The 16,482-nt window shown below is 60.9% G+C and carries 9 protein-coding genes and 2 pseudogenes; 2 read left to right on the top strand and 9 right to left on the bottom strand.

Annotated elements, in window-relative coordinates; all coding sequences use genetic code 11:
• Positions 1-16: 16 nt before the first annotated feature.
• The 3 genes from F6X42_RS26790 to F6X42_RS26780 all read right to left on the bottom strand — a co-directional run bounded on the left by F6X42_RS26790 (position 17) and on the right by F6X42_RS26780 (position 5,200).
• Positions 17-2,140 carry a 3-hydroxyacyl-CoA dehydrogenase NAD-binding domain-containing protein gene (locus tag F6X42_RS26790; protein ID WP_187637089.1) on the bottom strand — a complete coding sequence of 708 codons (2,124 nt, stop codon included), beginning with the start codon at positions 2,138-2,140 and terminating at the stop codon, positions 17-19.
• A gap of 700 nt (positions 2,141-2,840) precedes the next feature.
• A complete protein-coding gene (locus tag F6X42_RS26785) occupies positions 2,841-3,752 on the bottom strand; it encodes an alpha/beta hydrolase (protein WP_187637088.1) in 912 nt (303 codons plus the stop codon).
• Between the two features lie 224 nt (positions 3,753-3,976).
• Positions 3,977-5,200, bottom strand: a complete 1,224-nt coding sequence (locus tag F6X42_RS26780) for an acyl-CoA dehydrogenase family protein (protein WP_187637087.1) — start codon at positions 5,198-5,200, stop codon at positions 3,977-3,979.
• 652 nt (positions 5,201-5,852) lie between these two features.
• On the opposite strand from F6X42_RS26780, the gene F6X42_RS26775 reads away from it, so the two are divergent.
• Together F6X42_RS26775 and F6X42_RS26770 are read left to right on the top strand one after the other, a co-directional pair.
• Complete coding sequence (locus tag F6X42_RS26775; RefSeq protein WP_187637086.1) at positions 5,853-7,382, top strand: class I adenylate-forming enzyme family protein; 1,530 nt, start codon at positions 5,853-5,855, stop codon at positions 7,380-7,382.
• A gap of 187 nt (positions 7,383-7,569) precedes the next feature.
• Complete coding sequence (locus F6X42_RS26770; RefSeq protein ID WP_187637085.1) at positions 7,570-9,834, top strand: beta-glucosidase family protein; 2,265 nt, start codon at positions 7,570-7,572, stop codon at positions 9,832-9,834.
• A 446-nt stretch (positions 9,835-10,280) separates the two neighbouring features.
• Here F6X42_RS26770 and F6X42_RS26765 read toward each other — a convergent pair.
• From F6X42_RS26765 to F6X42_RS26740, 6 genes and pseudogenes are all read right to left on the bottom strand, one after another.
• Positions 10,281-10,490, bottom strand: a pseudogene (locus tag F6X42_RS26765) (helix-turn-helix domain-containing protein); the annotation flags it as partial.
• Between the two features lie 42 nt (positions 10,491-10,532).
• Positions 10,533-11,024 carry a hypothetical protein gene (locus F6X42_RS26760; RefSeq protein WP_187637084.1) on the bottom strand — a complete coding sequence of 164 codons (492 nt, stop codon included), beginning with the start codon at positions 11,022-11,024 and terminating at the stop codon, positions 10,533-10,535.
• A gap of 493 nt (positions 11,025-11,517) precedes the next feature.
• Positions 11,518-13,098, bottom strand: a complete 1,581-nt coding sequence (locus F6X42_RS26755) for an aldehyde dehydrogenase (NADP(+)) (protein WP_187637083.1) — start codon at positions 13,096-13,098, stop codon at positions 11,518-11,520.
• A 92-nt stretch (positions 13,099-13,190) separates the two neighbouring features.
• The gene (locus F6X42_RS26750) at positions 13,191-14,378 is read right to left on the bottom strand and encodes a fumarylacetoacetate hydrolase family protein (RefSeq protein WP_187637082.1); all 1,188 of its coding nucleotides are present in this window, start codon (positions 14,376-14,378) and stop codon (positions 13,191-13,193) included.
• Between the two features lie 77 nt (positions 14,379-14,455).
• A complete protein-coding gene (locus F6X42_RS26745) occupies positions 14,456-16,027 on the bottom strand; it encodes a D-arabinonate dehydratase (protein ID WP_187637081.1) in 1,572 nt (523 codons plus the stop codon).
• Positions 16,028-16,123: 96 nt separating this feature from the next.
• Positions 16,124-16,482, bottom strand: a pseudogene (locus F6X42_RS26740) (hypothetical protein); the annotation flags it as partial.

Here is a 16,482-nt window from a genome sequence, read left to right as displayed (position 1 = left end):
TTTCCGATAAAACCGATTAGTGCGAGGCGTGAAATGAAGCGCCCGATGCGGCCATCTCGCGCAGGAGTGCGGGAACGACGTAGCGAGGGCCGAGTTCCGTCGCCATCTCATCACTGCGTTTCACGAATTGGCGAAGCCCCACCTGGTCGATATGCGCCAGCACGCCACCTCGGAATGCGGGATAGCTCCACCCGAGCACCGCACCGAGATCCAGTGCGAGCGGATCGCTCGCGATGCCTTCGGCGACCACGTGCGTGGTTTCGATAGACTGCATGTTCAGCAGTCGCTCCATCACCACGCTCACTTCAGGTTGTTGCTGCAGTTGCGGGAAATGAGACGGGAGTTCGTCCCACACGGTCTTGCCCGTGGGCCCATAGCTGTAGACGCCCCCGGCACCCTTGCGTCCAACTCGTCCAGCCCGCAGCAACCGATCAATCACATCCAGCGCCGGCTGGGACTGCACGGCCGTGCCTCGTCCGGCCTTCGCAAGGCTGGTCAAGATGTCCTTCAGGAGATCGTAGGAAGTGAGGTCGCCCATGGCCAAAGGTCCGATGGGGAATCCGGCCATCGCCGCCGCTTTGTCGATCAATTCCGGCGAGATACCTTCGCCCAGCATCTGCAGCGCTTCGCGGGAGTAGGCCGCTACCACCCGTGATGTATAGAAGCCTGGCCCATCATTGACCACGACAGGCGTCTTGCCGAGCAACCTCAGCAGGGACGTCGAGCGAGCGAGCGACTCATCGCTCGTCTGACTGCCCATGATGACTTCCACGAGCGCCATCCGGTCCACCGGGGCGAAGAAGTGCAAGCCGATGAAGTTTCCAGGTGTCTGAACCGTCTCGGCCATCTTCGTGATCGATAGCGTCGAGGTATTGCTCGCCACGAGGACGTTCGGGCCCGCCGCGTCGAAGATCTTCCTGAACACCTCGCTCTTCACTTCCGCGATCTCCGCTACTGCCTCAACGACTGCCTGGCATCCCTCGAGGCGCCCGAAGTCAGTCGTGGCTTCGATGCGGGAGAGCGCCTGGTCGCGTTGGCCCTGCCCCATCAGTTGTCGCGCCACGGCAGCGTCCAGCGTCTTCGCGATGCGATCCAGTCCCTTGCGCACCTCTTCGTCTGTGCGGTCGATGAGCACGGTCTCTATTCCGGATCTGGCGCACACCAGAGCGATGCCGCCTCCCATTGTCCCGGCGCCAACGACCCCGATGCGCGTTGGCGTAAACGTCGCCGCACCGGCTCCGGATTGGCCTGCTTTCTTGACCGCGCCCGTTGCGATGAACTGTGTACGAATGCGATTTTTAGCGGAGGCCGAGGTTGCCACCGTCCCGAAACGGCGGGCTTCGATCGCGAGCCCTGCATCGATGTCGACAGCCAATCCCTCCCGCAGCACCTCCAGGACGGCGTGGGGCGCGACATCTTCCGGAGGCGATTTGCGCTGCCGCTCCGTGAACGCTTTGGCGAAGAACGCTTGGCCTTCGGCCGAGTGCGGCTGGAATCCCGGGTACTGGAACCCCTCGCGATCCCACGCTTGCTGTGCTGACGGGTGATCAAGCACCCACCTGCGGGCGGCATCCAATGCCTGGTCCGCGGGAACAATCTCATCCACGAGGCCGCAGCCAAGTGCCTCCTTCACGCCTATGGGCTTCCCATCAAGCAACATCTTTGTCGCGGGCGCGATTCCAATGAGCCGCGGCAACCGTTGGGTGCCACCGGCACCCGGGATCAGCCCAAGATTGACTTCCGGACAGCCGAGCTTCACCCGCGCGTCGTCGCTGGCCACTCTTCGGTGGCAGGCAAGCGCAACTTCGAGCCCTCCTCCAAGCGCCGCGCCCGTGATGACTGCAACGAACGGCTTGGATGAGCGCTCGATTCCGCGTAGGCACGCGCCGATCGGAGCCACCATGGCCTCAGCTTCCTGCGGCGTCTGGGTTGCGTAAAGCGCCATCAGGTCGCCTCCCGCGACATAGTCGCGCTTTGCCGACCGGATCAATGCCCCTTTCACTGCATCATCGGCGATGGCGCGGTCGACGGCGCGTGCGAATGCATCTATGGCCGCCGGGGTCTTGACGTTCACAGGACCGTCCGGGTTGTTCCAGATGATGTGTGCGATGCCATCCTTGTCTAGTTCGTAATCGATCACTTCTTCGTTCCCTTTGTTTCGTTGCCGTTGCTGGTCCCGGTGCGGACAAACCCAAAATCGGACAGCGGCATGGCGCGTCAGGGGGGTCCCTTTGGACGCCAATCCGATGACGTGGTGTCCCCTGAGGGGGCCTCTCCTGAGCATTGCTCTGCGCTTAACGGCCATGAGGCTGGCAGGTCCGTTGGATAGAAGTAAATCACGATTCACAACAAAAAGTAAATGCCACATCACGTAGGGTTTTCCCCTTCAAAGCGCGGTGCCGTCAGGCGTGCCCAGCTAGCGCCGCAATGGGATTGATGCGGGACTGCCCATGTGACGCAGAATGTTCGAGCGTAGCGGGGTGACACGTGGCGGCCGCGCAGCCATCGCCCGCAGCGGATCGAACTCGCCGGACATGCGATTGGGACTGCTCGCATGGCGCCCAACCGGGACTGGAGGTGAATCCACGTTCAATTGTTCAGACCCGAACGAGACGACCGCGCGCCTGGCGAGCGCACTCGGCGGACTCCTTTGCGGACGTCCACGCTCTGCAGAACTTTCCGGAAACGAGGAACGGCAACCTTGGCCGGTGGCCAACGGTCGGAGCTCAAGGCAAACCTATTCAGTCATAGCTGCGCCATGTCGCGATATCGACTCCGACGCTTGTAGGCCACTCAGCCTCGTCAGTCGGCGTTTCTACCAGGGTGCGGCGCAGGGAAATTCAATCGGGCCGCTTTACACAACTTTGCACGAACTTCGCCATCTCAACGCCCAGGTCATCCGCCTGGACACCGAGGTGCTGGATGGACGTGAAATGATTTTGGTTTGGAACAAGAAACGTCGTGGTCTTAGCGCCCGGTGTCGCCGCTCTGGCGCTGACCACGGCGTTCCATTGGCTAATGAATTCCGGCGGATCGAATTCGGCCGCGACCAGCAACAGAGGAGCTTCAGACGCCTCGATGCCATTGACTGTTGAATAGCGGCTTGGCGTTAAATCGTCGCCGTAATAAGCGAACGCGCCTTGGAAAGGAAGCAATGAGGGGGCAAAGATACCTGAAATGAGCACGGCCCCACGGACGGCTGACGAATCAGGGATTTGACCATGGTGCCCGGACAGCCAAGAAGCGAGATGCGTTGCGCCTGCTGAATGACCGATGACGACCAACTGCTCGGTTGATATGCCGAGTCGCCCGGAATTCGTGACCAGCCAATCGATCGCTCGCTCGATATCTTCGGCACCCGCTGGCCACTTGGCTGTAGGGGCCAAACGGTACGACATGAGTGCTGCCGCGAAGCCATGAAAATTGGCCCACGCGGCAACGTTGGAATAAAGATAAGTTCCTGGTACGCGGCGGTTCCCAGCGACAAACCCACCACCGTGGATGAAAAGCACGAGCGGCTGGCTTTGCCCAGACGCATCGACTGGGCGATAAAAATCCAGACAATGCCGGTCATCGGGTCCATAGCGCAAATCTAGAGTAACCGTGCCGCACGGCGCGCCCACGTCGTGTGAGTGGAGCGGTGCGCAAAGCCTGAGCGACGCTTCAAAGCTCTCCGGGGAGAGTGTCGTCGGAATTTTTCGGATCTCGGTGAGGTACTCCGGTGCCAGTGGTGGCGCAGCCTCAATTTTCAAATTTGACATCGTTTTACGCAGCACTGCGTTTCAAAAGGTGGTTTGCAAGATCCGATGTAAATGGCCTGGTCACCGCTAAGCTACGAATTCAAAGCCATCGCCATCCGAGCCCCGTGGCAAAGGCCCCTGCAAAAGGACCGCACCGACAATGGCGGCTCGCGTTAAGCGTTCCGGACCGGTTGCGGGTCCAGCGGGTTGCCTCTCGATCCACGTTTCGGTGAATGTTATTCGGCAACGGCATCGACCAGCCCCAAGGAACTCCATTGCTTGCCCGGTGCCAATCCAGCCAATTCCTTGCCGCACTCGCTGAGCATCACGGGCGACGAGGTGATGTGTTGCGAACCGGCGTGCATGTCCCTGTAGATCCGCTGGATGATTCCATTTCTCAGAGAAACACCGCCCGCCGCCTTGAAGGCGAAATCGCATGCTTCCACAGCCGTCCACGTTGCATGATTCAACGCGAGCCTGATCAGCGTCACATGCCGGGTTGTGAAGGGCTCGCCCTGGCGAAGAGACTTTTCGACGCTTGCCCAGGTTTCGAACGCCAGCGCGCGCGCCGCTTTGACCCTCGCCTCCATCCATGCGTATCCTTCGAGGAAGCTCGACGAGTTGGCAATCGAATTCGGGATTGCAGCCTTTGCACGTGCTAAAGCGGCGGTTTCGCCAAGAATGCGCTTGGCCTGCCCGAGAGCAAATGCCGTGTGCCCGACAGTGCCGATGCCAATGGGTCCAGTCCGGTACGTCCACCCGCCGCGCAGGGGTTCAGTCACCCGTGCCGTATAGCAGAAATCTTCAGGCACGAAGACATCGTCTATTGAGTAGTCAATGCTGCCGGTCGCTCGCAGCCCTATAACATCCCAGTTATCGTGAAAATTTACCTTTTCCCTTGGCACGTTGAGAATCAGCGTCTCTGTCGTTCCGTTGCGCACCGTTCGCGGACGCCCTTCTTCATAGACGATCGCACCAGCGTGCACATAATGGGCATGCTTGATACCGCTGCCGTAACTCCATTTACCTGTGAGCCGATAACCCCCGGGGACAGCAATTGCTTTCCCATTCGGGATGCCTTGCCCGGCCGCGACGGTCAGTCCGCTACCAAACATCGCCTCCACGGCGGAATCACCCAGAAAAGCGCCGGCCGCAGATGTGCACAGCCCGGTTGCAAACAAAACCCAGGCGGTGGGGCCGTCTATTTCGGCGACCGTTTCGATCAACTCTAATGCCTCTACGGGGGACAACTCCCACCCATGCACTTCCTTCGGAGCGAAGTATCCGAACAAGCCCATTTCGGTGAAGGCATCGACCACTGCGGGCGCCAGCATTCCGCGACCTTCGTTGCTCGGCGCGCTCTCTTCAATCAGCGGCCGCAGCTCTTGTACTTGCTTGATGAGATCGTGAAAGGAAAAATCCGCCCGACCAAGTTTTCTCTTGGCGTTCGAGACGTACATTTCTACTCCCTAGAAGGTTATAGGCTAAAGCTAACAAGCCGATTCATCAGCCCCAACTATCAAAGTCGAGCATCGTTTCAGTGGCCACGGGTTCATGCCAATGGTGGCTACCTGGCGAAGCGCCCCATGGCGCTTCTGAACGCACCTGCAGACAGTGCATACCGGTGAGGCTATCCCACTCCGCGTTCTGACCTGTGCCGATGCTCTGCTTTCGGTGACCCATCCTTGAACCTCAAAAAGTCGGCCGTTGTGACATTAGAGCCGATCCCCAGTCTAAAGTAAATTTTGGTTCACATCGAGTATACCCCAACGTCGCGGTCAAGCGAGGATCCCGCGAGCTACGGCTGAAGCCCACAGGAAGAAGCGCGCGTCTGGGCGCCACCCGGGCCAGCGGATGGTGGGGCAATGACAGGGTAAACGCCATGTAAATGCTCGCTCACTTTCGCCGATGACCATGCTTTAATTTGTCACATCGCGGTGTGCGCCCACGCGAGCTTCACACAGCTCAGCCGAGGACAAGGCGAACCCGATCGTGCCTGCGATTGCTTTCACCACATTGCACGACGGTCCAAGCTGCGAATGCAACCTCAAGATTAAGAATGGCCGACGCGAGGCTCGCCCAACCCACCGACACCACAACGGAGGCACGCTCATGCTCACTGCCGCAATCCGCCGTGCCGCAACTGTACGGCCGGATGGATGGGCCATTATCAGTGGTACGGAAAGAACGACCTGGCGCGAAATGCCTAGGCGAATCGCATCACTCGCTTCTGCACTTAACGCTGCGGGACTGCGACCCGGCGACCACGTAGCGACACTTGCCCTGAATTCGCCGCTCTACTTTGAATTGATGCTTGCGGTATGGTGGGGCGGCGGCGTATTGGTACCGCTGAATACCCGCCTCGCCTATGACGAACTGCGTTACATCCTCGAGCATTCCGAAGCTCGGTTTCTTCTTGCTGACGATACATTTCGGGCGACGGCTGAGCGCGCCCGTGAGGCCGTGGAATCACTCCAGGGCGTTATCGTCGTGGACGAAGATCATCGCCGCGGCATGCTTGCCGCATCGCCGATTGACGACGCCCAAGTAGCATTAGAGGAACTCGCGTGCATCTTCTATACCGGTGGCACAACAGGCCTTCCCAAAGGCGTAGAACTGACCCATTCGAATTTGGCATTCGCGGCATCAAACATGCAGCGTGACCTGCGCCATGATACTGAGACGGTCTACCTTCATACGACGCCGCTATTCCACCTTGCTGATTTCGGCATTGGTCTTGGTGTAACGCTCGCTGCAGGGGCCCACAGTTTCCTGTCGCATTTCAGTGCAGCCGAGGTCTTTTCGCGCCTGCGTACCGACGGCATAACGCACCTTCAACTCGTGCCGACCATGCTTTCAATGCTGCTTGACGCACCGGAGCGTGACGATAGCTTGCTCAGGGGGGTCCGAACCATCTCTTATGGCACAGCACCCATTTCGCCGGCGTTGGTAGATCGGGTACTGAACGCTTTTCAAAACGTGCGAATTCAACAGTTCTACGGCATGACAGAGTGCAGCGGCGCATGCACATGCCTATTGCCGGAGTGGCATTCAACGAGCGGTCCGAAAGCGGGGAAATTGACGTCAGTCGGACAACCGACGTCGAGCTTCGAGATACGGATCGTCGACGAGCACGACTGCCTCTGCGAGACCGGCACTGTAGGCGAGATCCAGATCCGCGGCCCTGCCGTCATGCGGGGCTACTGGCGGGACCCGCAGAGAACGTCGGACACGATCAAGGATGGTTGGTTGCGCTCGGGTGACGCGGGGTATATGGACGACGAAGGGTTTCTCTTTGTTGCAGATCGCATTAAGGACATGATCATTAGCGGCGGCGAGAACATCTATAGCGCCGAAGTCGAGAGAGTCTTGAGTATGCACCCGGCGGTCAGCCAATGCGCAGTGATCGGGGTGCCAGATGAGCGTTGGGGTGAGCGAGTGCATGCCGTTATCGTCATCAAACCCGGCTACGTCGCAACCCCCGCGGACCTGGACGCCCACTGCAGAGCCCACATTGCACGCTACAAGGTGCCACGCGGATATGACATCCGCACCGAGCCACTGCCGCTATCCGGAGTAGGAAAAATACTGAAAAACAGACTGCGCGACGAATGGCTCTCAAGCAGCAAGCTAACGCCGTGACGCAATAATTGACAAGCCGATCGCCATTAGTCGGACAGACTGGCAAGCCGCTTGATCGATCCTGCCGTGACCGGAATGATCTGGCCAGCCAGCGGGTGAACTGTCGCGTTGATTGAGAAAAATACCGGACGGATGCATGACAACTATTTCGAGGTCCTAACTAGACATAAACCGGAGTGAGACGACAATGAAGAAAAGACTGCTTTTCCCCGGCGTCGCAACGGCAGCCGCGTGCGCTGTCGCCCTTATGATCGCTGCGTGCGGCAGCGGCGACGGCGTCAACGCGCCAACTGATCCTGACACGGTCGCCGACCAGCGGGCCGCCGCACTCGTCGCCCAGATGACCACCGACGAAAAGGTCCAATTGGTGCACGGCACTGGCTTTCCGGTTTTCAGCCTCGGAGGACCTTTTCCGCCAGGGGTGGATGGTGCCGGATACATCCCGGGCGTTCCCAGACTCGGGATTCCTGGACTCGCGATGGCGGACTCGGCCGGTGGGGTGAACATTGCGAACTTTGGTGCGACGGCGTTGCCGGCGCCCGTTGCGCTCGCGGCGAGCTGGGATCCGCAGCTCGCCAACGCCTATGGTGCACGCATCGCGACCGAGTTGCGCGCACTGGGTTATGGCGAAGGCCTCGGCGGGGGGGTCAACCTGGCGCGCGAACCGCGCGATGGCCGCACGTTCGAATACATGGGTGAGGATCCGGTCCTGGCAGGCACGATGAGCGCGGCACGCACAACCGGCACGCAGTCGCAGAAAGTCATTGCGACCATCAAGCATTACGCGATGAACGATCAGGAGACGAACCGCTTCACGAGCAACTCGGTGGTCGACGAGCGGACGATGCGCGAGACCGAGTTGCTCGCCTTCGAGATCGGCGTGACGCAGGCGCAGCCGGGTAACGTGATGTGTTCGTTTAACCAGGTGAACGGCATCTTTGCATGCGAGAACCCGTATCTGCTGACGACGGTGCTAAAGAACGAATGGGGCTTCAAGGGAGTCGTGCAGTCCGACTGGGCTGCAAATCACAGCACGGTGGCCGCCGCGCTGGCCGGGCTGGACGAGGAAGAACCCGGCGACCTCGGCAGTGCGGCTGGCGGTCTTCCTGGCATTACTTTCACCTCGTACTTCAGTTCAGCGCTAAAGGCCGCGGTCACGGCGGGCAGCGTGCCTATGGCGCGCCTGAACGACATGGTGCAGCGCAAGCTGCGCACGATGATCCGGTATGGAGTCTTTGATTCCCCACCCACGTCGGGCGGCACGATCGATCAGGCGGCGGGTAATGCCTTCGCGCTGCAGGTCGCGCAGCAGTCGGCGGTGCTGCTGAAGAACGCCGCGCCGACCGGCGCGCAGCAGCCGGTACTGCCGCTGAGTGGGGCGAGCCTGTCGTCGATTGTGGTGATCGGTGGACATGCGGATACGGGTGTGCTGTCGGGCGCTGGCTCGGGCGGGACGCCCGCGATCAACGGCAATGCGGTGTCTGGGTGCCAGCAGCCAGCAAGCCTGATTTTCGGCGGCTGTGCAACCTGGTACAAGTCTTCGCCGCTTGCGGCGATTAAGGCACAGGCAGCGAACGCAAGCGTGACCTACTTTGACGGCACAGACGCAAACGCCGCGGCCAGCGCCGCTGCACAGGCTGACGTCGCGATCGTGTTCGCCACTCAGTCGGAAGGTGAAGGGTTCGATCTGCCGAGCCTGAGCCTGCCCAACAACGTGGTGGATCCGTACAACCAAAGCTATGACCAGAACGCGCTGATCACTGCGGTTGCGGCGAAAGCGAAGCGCGTGGTCGTGGTGCTGGAGAACGGCAGTCCGGTGCTGATGCCGTGGCTCGGCAACGTGAACGCGGTGCTTGAGTCATGGTACCCGGGGGTGCAAGGCGGCCAAGCAATCGCCGACCTGCTGTTCGGTAACGTGAACCCCTCGGGCAAGCTGCCGATCACCTTCCCGCAGCAAGACGCCGATCTGCCCCAACCGGCGATCTCGGCCACCAACCTGACCGTCAACTATAGCGAGGGGCTGATGATGGGCTATCGCTGGTATGACGCAAAGCAGATCCAGCCGCTCTTCCCATTTGGCTTCGGCCTGTCCTACACGACGTTTGCCTACTCGGGCATCAGCGCGAGCACGGATGGCGCCGGTGACGTGACCGTAACCTTCTCGGTCCAGAACACCGGCACGCGCGCCGGCGCGGAAACGGCCCAGGTCTATGCAACACTGCCCGCCGGGCTCGGGGAGCCGCCGAAGCGGCTCGTGGGCTGGCAGAAAGTCACGTTGCAGCCCGGACAGTCGCACCAGGTGAGCGTCTCCGTGCCCGCAAAACTGCTGTCGACTTGGGACGTGATGAAGCACGCCTGGAAACTGAACGGCGGAGCGTATCAATTGATCGCCGGCGCGTCATCGCGTGACACGAACGCGCTGACGACATCGGTGACGCTGGCCGGCCACTGACCGGTCCAGCCCAATACCTGTGGCGGTTGGCGATGGTTGGGGTCTTGGGTCAGCCGGAGCTGCACGGCACATTGCAGGCTGCCACGGCCCTATCCCCGGCCAGCCTTCGCAGGCCGGTATTCACATGTAGAACAGCGCGATGTATTTCATTGCCTATTGCCTCGATGACGAAGGCATGGCTGACAATTGCTCACGACGCACGACAACAGGCGTGGTGTGCCTCGGTTCTCGCGTACGCATCCGCGGTAAGCACGTGACGGCAGAGCTCCGTGACCGATGCGCTGACAATGGCATGGTTTCGCCGCCGGCCCGCGCTCGGCGTGCTGCTTGACGCTTAGAACGGCATCCGGGCAAGCCAGTATGCAAGCGCCGAATATGAAGCGGTGCTCGCACTCATCGCATCATCTGCAGCATGAGCCGCAAGGGCAACTGTTGGAGCAATTCGGTCATGGAGCGCCTCCTCCTGAGCTTGAAGGGGGCGCCCTGCCATGGCGGTACATTCCGGGGCTGGCCCCAGTCCACTTCCTGAAGGCCCTGTGAAATGCGCTGGTCTCCTGAAATCCAGTCCGTGCAGCGACTTCCGCGACCGTGAGAGAACTGGTCGAAAACAGGTCGATAGCGATGTCACGGCGCAATTCGTCCTTCAGTTGCCGGTATCCGTCAGCGGAACCCGTCGGCGTAGTTCCCCGTGGCTAGAGCTAGATGTCGACGATTTTTCGCAGTAAGGCGTAGGAAACACGCCAGTGACCATCGGTGTCATTGACTGCAATCGAGGCGGTCTTCGCATTCAGCCGAACGATGATGCCGACGCGCTCGCTCAGGTGCTTGTCGGTGAAGCCGCCTGTGTCGCCGATAAAGAACTCTTCGCGCTGTGTTCTCGGCGGCGGTGTTGGTTCGACGTGCGGCTGAGCACTCGAAGTTTCCGGGATGATCGCCGCATAGAGCACGCCCCAACGGCGTCGAGTTGCGCTGTCCTGAATCACCGCCTGTGTCTGCCGAAGTTCAACGATCGTGCCTTGTGCCGGCGGCCCGAGCGGGTTTTCGCCAATGTAGTTGACGGCCATTCCCAGATGCAGGCGTTGACGTATTTCGAGAATGCGGCGGGGATCGTCAAGCATTTTGCCGATCGCAAGGTAGAGGCGATATAGCTCGACGCTAGGCGCCTGCCGAAGCGAGTCGAGGATGTCCATATGCAGAGGTGTTCCAGCGGGCGCGCGGCAACAATTCGTGCACGCGATTGACGGGATACGACGGCAATTGTTCGAGCGTTCGCGCAAGCCTTGTTTGAGGGGTATTTGTCCTTTTCGTGCAAAATCTGGCGGTTGTCTGCCGGAGAGCCCCGTCCAGTAAGGCTTTCGCTTTTGCGTTCGTTACGCGACGCCCGATCCTGCAAGCCATTGAAAACTCAAGGATTTTCAGAGCAAAGCGCCAGATTTTGCACGAAAAGGACCAATACCCCTCAATCGAAGCGATGCCTTCGGTCGTCATGGCCGTAGTGGTGCTCCTTTTCCTTGAGGATCGCGTGGCGAACGCGAAATGGCTCGTCACGCTGCTCTGGGCATGCGCGCCGAGGGCAACCAACCCAAGAGTCGAAGTTATTAGTACCTTTTTCATTTATGCTCCTCTGTAAAAAATCTCTTCTTAGCCTCTATCCGCCGAGCACCTCCGGGCCGAATCCCCGGCTTAACCCAGACTCATCAATCCGTTCACCCTGCGATTCAGAGCAAGCGGGTTCGACTCCTTGAGCGCATCCGGCAGCAGATCGTCAGGCATGTCCTGATAACTCACCGGACGCAGAAACCGGTCGATCGCCAGGCTGCCCACTGACGTGGAGCGGCCGTCGGAGGTTGACGGGTAGGGGCCGCCATGTACCATCGCGTGGCCGACCTCCACGCCAGTCCCGAAACCATTCACCAGAATGCGGCCGCTGCGTCGTTCCAGCGCCGGCAGAAACATGCGCACGCCGGGATGATCGGCAGCGTCGATATGCACGGCGGCGGTCAATTGCCCATCAAGCGATTCGACCAGCGCCAGCATTGCCGCCAGGTCCGGGCAACGTACGACGAGCGCCGCCGCACCGAATATCTCCTCGTGCAGTTCGGTGTGGCGAACGAAGGCGTCGGCCGTGGTGACGAACAACGCCGCCTGCGCCTCGTGTGCCGTTTTCGGCTCAATGCCGCTAGCTGCCGCCTGTACTGCATCGTGCGCTGCTGTCCTGGCAACGGCCGTTTCGTAAGCCTTCCGGATGTCGGGCGTCAGCATCGTGGCCGCAGGCGCATCGGCCAGTCCGGCGGCGGCGCCTTCGATGAACCGGTCCAGATCGGGCGAGTCCACCGCGAGAATGAGACCTGGGTTGGTACAGAACTGACCGGCACCGAGCGTGAGCGACGCGGCGAAGGTCCGGCCGATTGCCTCGGCGCGATTTGCCAGCGCGGCGGGGAACAGCAGGACCGGATTGACACTGCTCATCTCGGCGTAGACCGGAATCGGCTCTGGGCGCTGCGCTGCGAGCTTCATCAGCGCTGTTCCGCCACCGCGCGAACCGGTGAAGCCGACTGCCTTGATCCGGCGATCGCCGACAAGACGCTGTGCAATGTCCCGCCCACTGTCGAAGAGAAGTGAGAACGTACCTTCAGGCATGCCGCAATCCCGAACCGCCTTCTGCACCGCCAGCGCGGCGAGTTCGGACGTTCCCGGGTGCGCAGGGTGCGTCTTGACGATCACGGGGCAGCCTGCCGCCAACGCAGACGCCGTATCTCCGCCGGCTACCGAAAACGCCAGTGGAAAATTGCTCGCACCGAATACCGCCACAGGTCCAAGTGGAACATAGCGCAGGCGCAGATCCACGCGCGGAAGCGGCTTCCTTTCGCTGTCAGCAGGGTCGATGCGAACCCCAAGAAAGTCTCCCTGGCGCACAACAGAGGCAAACATCCGTAACTGACCAACCGTGCGGCCACGCTCGCTCTCGACTCTCCCATGCGACAGCCCGCTCTCCGCGACACAGCGCTCGATCAGGCCATCCCCCAGATCAAGGATGTTCTGCGCAATCGCCTCAAGAAACTCCGCTCTGGCCGGGAGCGAACTCTCCCGGTAGGTGTCGAATGCCGACCAGGCGAGCGCGCAGGCGCATTCGAGGTCCGCATCGGCCGCGCCCCCGAACGGCGGCTCGATCGTCTCCCCTGTTGCCGCGTGGATCGCACGGATCGAACCGTTCGTGCCCAGAACAGCCCTCTGGCCTATCAACATCTTTCCTTCGATTCGCATAACTAAATTCTCAAATAAGACCGTATGTTTGACCGGAACCGTGTCCGCTGATACTCAGTGAGATATCAGCGGACCCACGCGCAATGAAGCGACTACGCCCCCGCTTTCACGGTATGCCGACGAAGAATGCTCGCGAGCAGTGCGCCGACCCCAAACTCCCAGGGCGCAATGCGATGCGAATAGTTGACCGTGTTGACGAGCGCACCGAATCGCGGGCTCGATATCGTCACCGTATCGCCGATCTGATGCGTGAATCCTTGCCCCGGCACGTCGCGATCCGCGGTGGGTGCAAACAGCGTCCCGAGATACAGCATCATGCCGTCCGGGTATTGATGGTGAGAGCCCATCGCTTGCGCAACGAGTTCTGATGGGTCCCGGCTGATGCGTTTCATGGAACTCGCCCCTGTCAGAACATATCCATCTGTTCCTTCTACGCGCAGCGAAAGCTCCGCGGCCCGTACATCATCGAGACCGAATGTACTGTCGAAGAGGCGAACGAATGGGCCAATCGAGGCCGACGCGTTGTTATCTTTCGCCTTACCGAGCAGCAGTGCACTCCGGCCTTCGAAATCCCGAAGGTTGACGTCGTTCCCGAGCGCGGCGCCGACGATTTCCGCCCGGCTGGTCACCGCCAGCACGATTTCAGGCTCCGGGTTATTCCACTGCGAATTTTCATGAATTCCGATTTCGCTGCCGGTGCCGACGGCGGACATGGGTTGCGCTTTCGTGAAGATTTCCGCATCCGGACCGATGCCGACTTCCAGATACTGCGACCACATTCCTTCCTGAACAAGCACGTGGCGCACCGCCTCGGCTTCCTCAGACCCCGGCCGGACGCTGGCAAGCCGATCGCCCAGCACGGACATGACACGCGCGCGCACTTCGTCGGCGCGGCTCGCGTCGCCGCCCGAGCGCTCCTCGATCACCCGCTCCAGAAGGCTTTCGACGAACGTCACACCGCGCGCCTTGACCGCCTGGAGGTCACATGGCGCGATGAGCCAGGGAGTGGACGGATCGCGTCGGTCGAAGGCGGAATTGACAAGAATCGAGTCGAGCGTCGCAAGTCTCGGCAGGTTCGCAGCGGCCTCCTTCAGCCGAAGGCCGATTTCTGGCTGCTCAAGCAGCGTGCTGGTCGTAAGCGCGAACGACGACACATCCACCAGTTCGCCACTGATAACGGCAACAGGACGCGGCGCGCCGATATCCGGGCACCACGCGCGCCCCACGAGCACAGCCTGCTCCAGATCGTCAGGCAGCGTGGATCGGTCATTCAATGGCATCTCTATCTCCAACCTGATATGGGTTATTGCCGGGCATCAGTGCGGTGCACGCTCTACTTGTGCCGGACAACAGCGGCTCACATGATTGCGCTGATTTGCCAGGGGACGAATTCGTTTTGTCCATAACCGTGCTGCTCGCTACGGGAACGTTTCCCGGAGGCCACGTCGAGCAGCAGCTGGAACAGCACTGCGCCAAGTTGCTCGATCGTTGCGCTCCCTTCCAGCACTTCTCCGCAGTTCAGGTCCATGTCGTCGGACTGACGTTGCCAGAGTGCGGTGTTTGTCGCGAGCTTTACCGACGGCGAGGGCGCGCAGCCGTAAGCCGAACCGCGTCCCGTCGTAAAGCAGATCAGGTTCGCACCGCCGGCAACCTGGCCGGTTGCCGACACCGGGTCGTAGCCAGGTGTGTCCATGAACACCAGACCGCGCGCCTTAACCGGCTGGGCGTACTCGTACACCTCGACAAGGTTCGTCGAGCCTGCCTTTGCGATGCCGCCCAACGATTTCTCGAGGACGGTCGTCAAACCGCCGGCCTTATTGCCCGCCGACGGATTGTTGTTGATCTGCGCCCCTTGCCGCTGCGCGTACGCTTCCCACCACCGGATGCGATCGACCAGCTTCTGTCCCACTTCGGGCGTTATCGCGCGGCGGGTCAACAAATGCTCGGCGCCGTAAATTTCCGGCGTCTCCGAGAGAATCGCAGTGCCGCCGTGCCGCACGAGCTGGTCGACGGCTGCACCCAGCACGGGATTGGCTGTGATGCCCGAATATCCGTCCGACCCACCGCATTGAAGGCCGACGGTGAGATGACTTGCCGAAACCGTTTCCCGCTTGACGTCATTCGCGTACGGCAACATCTGCCGAACCAGTTCGATACCCTTTGCAATTGTCAGGGACGTGCCACCGGTGTCCTGAATCGTGAAGGTTCGCAAGCGGTCGTGTTCTTCGAGTCCCTGGGTTTCGAGCAGCCGCGAAATCTGGTTCGTTTCACAGCCCAGGCCGATAACCAGCACGCTCGCGAAGTTGGGATGGCACGCATAGCCGCCAAGCGTGCGCTGGAGCATCGCGAGACCGTCGCCTTCGGAGTCGATGGCGCAACCCGAACCATGGGTGAGCGCGACGACGCCATCCACATTCGGAAACGCGGCCAGCGCTTCGGGACAAATGTCACGGCGGAAATAGTCGGAAATGGCTCGCGCGACCGTGGCCGAGCAATTCACCGAGGTGAGAATGCCAATGTAATTGCGCGTAGCCACCCGGCCGTCTTTGCGCACAATGCCCTGAAATGTCGCGGGCTCAGTTGACGGGACAGTGGCACGCACGCCCTGACTGAATGCGTAGTCACGCGCGAATTCGCCCATCGCAAGATTATGCGTATGAACGTGCTGCCCCGCGCGGATCGGCCGACTCGCAAAGCCGATGATCTGGCCATAACGGTGCACCGCCTGACCCTGATCGACGTCGCGTGTCGCCACTTTGTGGCCGGGCGGGATCAATCCCGAGACCGTCACCGCTTCCCCATCCAGCACCGTGCCGGACATAAGCTGATCGAGGGCGATGACGACATCGTCAGCGGGATTGAGTCGAATGATGCGAACCGGCCTGAGCGCGGTCGATGCAACGGACTTGCCCGCAACAGGGGACGCCATGGAACTACTCCTTCGTTTCTTAGTGCGCGACGACAGTTTCAGGGCCGGCTGCGCGGTGTCGCGTGACGCGCCGTGCAGCCGTATTCAGACGACGTTTCAGCCAGCGCTCCACGGCGTCTTGCAGCGCGTGTACTCCAGTTGATAGAGCGTGGCGTCCGGCGCAACCGCAGCGGCCCCGGGCAAGGCAGCGAGCCCGGCAAGGAAAGCGTCCACTGCTGTGCGGACATAGTCGGCGCGGCATCCTTCGATCATCACGATCCATGTCGGCACCTCGGTGCCTTCCGAACGCGCCTTCTTCTCGGCAGTTTCCACCTTGCTGACGGCCTCATCGGCCAGACACAGGTGTACGCCCGTGATGCCGGGCCGGTCGGCGAGCGGCGGCAAGACCTCTTGACGCAATCCCTTCACGACATCGGCCCGCGCCGCCGAAGGCACGTCGAAGCGCACCGTCATGA

This window comes from Paraburkholderia podalyriae (assembly GCF_014397785.1).
Lineage (GTDB): Bacteria > Pseudomonadota > Gammaproteobacteria > Burkholderiales > Burkholderiaceae > Paraburkholderia > Paraburkholderia podalyriae.
Note: the sequence above shows the minus strand (reverse complement) of the source record. Positions and strands in the feature narration are given on the sequence as shown.